At 45.4% G+C, this 3,075-nt stretch carries 3 protein-coding genes; all 3 read right to left on the bottom strand.

Annotation, left to right across the window (positions count from 1 at the left end; genetic code table 11):
* Positions 1–141: 141 nt before the first annotated feature.
* Complete coding sequence (locus ACJ751_RS15130) at positions 142–1,218, bottom strand: efflux RND transporter periplasmic adaptor subunit (protein ID WP_407746340.1); 1,077 nt, start codon at positions 1,216–1,218, stop codon at positions 142–144.
* Positions 1,219–1,229: 11 nt separating this feature from the next.
* Positions 1,230–2,510: a TolC family protein gene (locus ACJ751_RS15125; RefSeq protein ID WP_407746339.1), complete on the bottom strand. Its 1,281-nt coding sequence runs from the start codon at positions 2,508–2,510 to the stop codon at positions 1,230–1,232.
* Between the two features lie 135 nt (positions 2,511–2,645).
* On the bottom strand, positions 2,646–3,023 hold the full coding sequence (locus ACJ751_RS15120) for a hypothetical protein (protein WP_407746338.1): 378 nt from the start codon (positions 3,021–3,023) through the stop codon (positions 2,646–2,648).
* Between the last annotated feature and the right edge of the window lie 52 nt (positions 3,024–3,075).

Below are 3,075 nucleotides of genomic sequence, written 5' to 3'. Positions count from 1 at the left end.
TTCATTAATAGTTCTGCTTTTGGGTTCTTAAGTTCATGAGTTCTTTAGTTTGTTAGTTTTTGAGTTATTAAGTTATTAGGTTCTTGAGTTCAAAGGGTGAACTAACAAACTAACGAACTCAATAACTTACAAACTGGCTTCTTACTCGCTCAAAGCCTGGTATATAAACACCTGCGAGTTTGTAACCACCTGATCATTAACCTTAAGCCCCTGGATATACGCTTTAGAGTCGACCCTTTTAATCAGTTGAACTTCTTTTATGTGTAAACCACCGGTGTCTTTAACGATCACAAAGTTTTTGCTGTCGTCGAGTACGATCGCCTGGGAGGGAATGCTTAGCATACCAGCCGTAGGTTGACCGTTTACTTTTACGGTCACAAACATTTCAGGCATTAATTCTTTTTTGGGGTTGGGCATGCTGATGCGCACTTTCATGGTGCGGGTAGCAGGGTCCAGCACGGTGTATATTTTATCGATCTTGCCGGTATAAGGTTGATTGGGATTAGCCAGGGTGGTTACGGTCACTTCATCACCTGTGTGAATTTTGCTGATGTCAGATTCATATACGTTGGCGATCACCCATACATTGGAGAGATCGGCCACGGTGAACAGCGGGTTGCTGTTATCCTGCCGAACTTCCGAGTTGCTGGTTATGTTTCTTTCAGTCACATAACCGGTGAGCGGCGCCTTTAATTCGTAGAGGGCGTTTTTGCCGCCGGTGATGGCCTGTACCTGTTTAGCCCGGTTTAGTTCAGACAAGGCTTTGTTATATTCCACTTTTGCGGTCAGGTAATCCCGTTCGGTAGCCAGGTTGCCATCGTACAGGTCCTTGGTGCTTTCCATATTTTTTTTGGTGATGGTCACATTGGCTTCGGCCAGCGACACGTCGTTTGAGCTGGAGGCTACTTCCATACTTTGCAGCACGGCCAGGGTTTGACCCTTTTGCACTTTATCGCCCAGGGCCACGTTCACGCTTTTTATTTTACCACTGGCCAGGGCGTATACTTTTGCCTGGTGGTCTTCATTGGCCTGAATTTTACCATTCAGTTTTATATATTCCGTTTCGTTCTCAACAGTTACCGGGGTGGTAGTTACATTGCGAATGATGCTGTCTAAGGTGCCATTCTCCTTTGGAGTGGCGGCTTCAGGTCTGCCACAGGCAACGGCGGCTGTAATAATAACGAAAGCAGGAATGATGGTTGATTTATAGCTGATCATGATCTCTTTATTTAGAGGTTTACGATGGGTTTTCCAATGGAAAAGTTCAGGGTCTCTATGGCCTGAATACGATCGTTCTGCAATTGATTCCATTGCAGCACATTTTCTTTATAGGAACTATAGAAGTCGGTGAACTCGAGTAAGCTGATATTTCTTTTTTCGAAATTCTCGGTGATACTTTTTAGTAATTTATCGAAGTCGTTTTGAAAATTAGGATCGATGGTCTTCAACATTTTCTCGGTGTTCAATGCCTTGCCATAGGCCTGTTGCACTTCATTCTCTACCGATAACCGTTGTTGAACCAGGGCGGTATTGCTTTGATCCACGGCAATTTTAGCCGCTTTAATATTGCCCTGGTTGCGGTTAAAGAAGGGCAGGTCCATAGCCACAGAAAAGAAGGTAGCGTTGTTGACAAAGCTGCCACGTTTATCAAACTGCACGCCCGACATAAGATCAGGCACTGCCATGGCCTTTTGCAGACTGTAATTTTGCTGACTGTACACCAGTGAGTTGTTGGCCAGTTGCAGATCGTACCGGTTGGCATAAGCGCTGTCGATCAGTACCGGCAACTGGTATTGACGGATAGAACCCATGTTGGCGGCCGAGACATTGGTTTCAGGGATAAACCAGGTATGATTGTTTTGCAACAGTAATTGCAACTCCGCCTCTACATCGTTGAGTTGATTTTGCAGGGCTGTTTGTTCTGTTTGCAGATTGTATAAAAGCGATTTTACCCGAACCACTTCTTTGAGGGTGATTACACCCTTGGATTGAAGCTCGTTGTAATTGGCGGTGAGCTTTTCCAATGAAGCAATGGGAAGCTGGTAAGCAGCAATGGCCTGTTGCAGAAAACCGGCCTGGTAAAAGTCGCTGTGCAGGGTAAAGCGCAGGGTGCGCAGCAGGTCGTAGAAACGGTTCTCGGCCATTAATACACCTGTTTGAGCGAGTTTAATTTGTTTGTTGCGTTTACCGGCGAGGATAATCAATTGTTGCACGTTGGCGATGTACTCACCGGTGCCATTGCTTACATCGAACCACTTTTTTTGATCGGGATTGTACACGTTGGCTACCAGTTGCAGGTTGGGGTTGTTGTATACCCGGGCTTGCAGCACCTGGGCGCGGGCGATGTCGATGTTGTATTTCTCCGCCATCAACTCCAGGTTTTTAGCAGTGAATTGTTTTTCCGCTTCGGGTAAAGAGATCCGCGTCGTGTCCTGGGCCACGCTTTGTAGTACAGGGCTAAATAGGCACGTAAGCACCAATGCTATACGCACCAATGAGGTGAATTTCATTGTTGTTTATTTAAGTACAATAAAGTCGGTTACCAGGGCAAAAGGCAAAGGGCAAAGGGAAGCTAAAGCCAGAAACACTGTCCATGGGGACAGTAATTTGCATGGCTTTATACAGTAAAACTTTTGCCTTTTGCTTTAAGCTGTTTTAGGTGGTGGCAGCAAAATGTTGGTGAAACCGGCTGTGGGTTTATGGTCAATATAGCCGGTAAATACTATGGCGGGTTCTTTTTGGATTGACTCTTTTGTCTGCGCTTCTTCGAAGAAGGGATGAAAGCTGTAGTCAACGATCTTTATCACGTGCAGGGGGCGAGCGGTATCATCGTCTTCATCTTCGGGACTGTTATCATTGTGGCCCAGTACATTCTGGTCGATATACTCGATCAGCGTGTTGATATCGTCTACCTGGTTACCGGCACTATCGTACACATCAACCTCCTCATCCATCTGCGGAATGAACATGGATGTGTTCAGGTGCGCGAACAATAATATAAATGCCAGTATCTTTTTCAGCATGACGTGGCAAAAATATAAACTATAGTGAGTTGTTAAAGGTTATGGCATGTTC

The sequence above is a fragment of the Niastella sp. genome (assembly GCF_045805085.1).
Classification (GTDB): Bacteria; Bacteroidota; Bacteroidia; order Chitinophagales; family Chitinophagaceae; genus Niastella.
The sequence above is the reverse complement of the archived record's forward strand: the minus strand, read 5'-3'. Positions and strand labels throughout refer to the sequence as shown.

Coding starts and splice junctions, on each gene's coding strand:
- ACJ751_RS15130 (WP_407746340.1), bottom strand. CDS start 1,218: ATGATCAGCTATAAATCAACCATCATTCCTGCTTTCGTTATTATTACA.
- ACJ751_RS15125 (WP_407746339.1), bottom strand. CDS start 2,510: ATGAAATTCACCTCATTGGTGCGTATAGCATTGGTGCTTACGTGCCTA.
- ACJ751_RS15120 (WP_407746338.1), bottom strand. CDS start 3,023: ATGCTGAAAAAGATACTGGCATTTATATTATTGTTCGCGCACCTGAAC.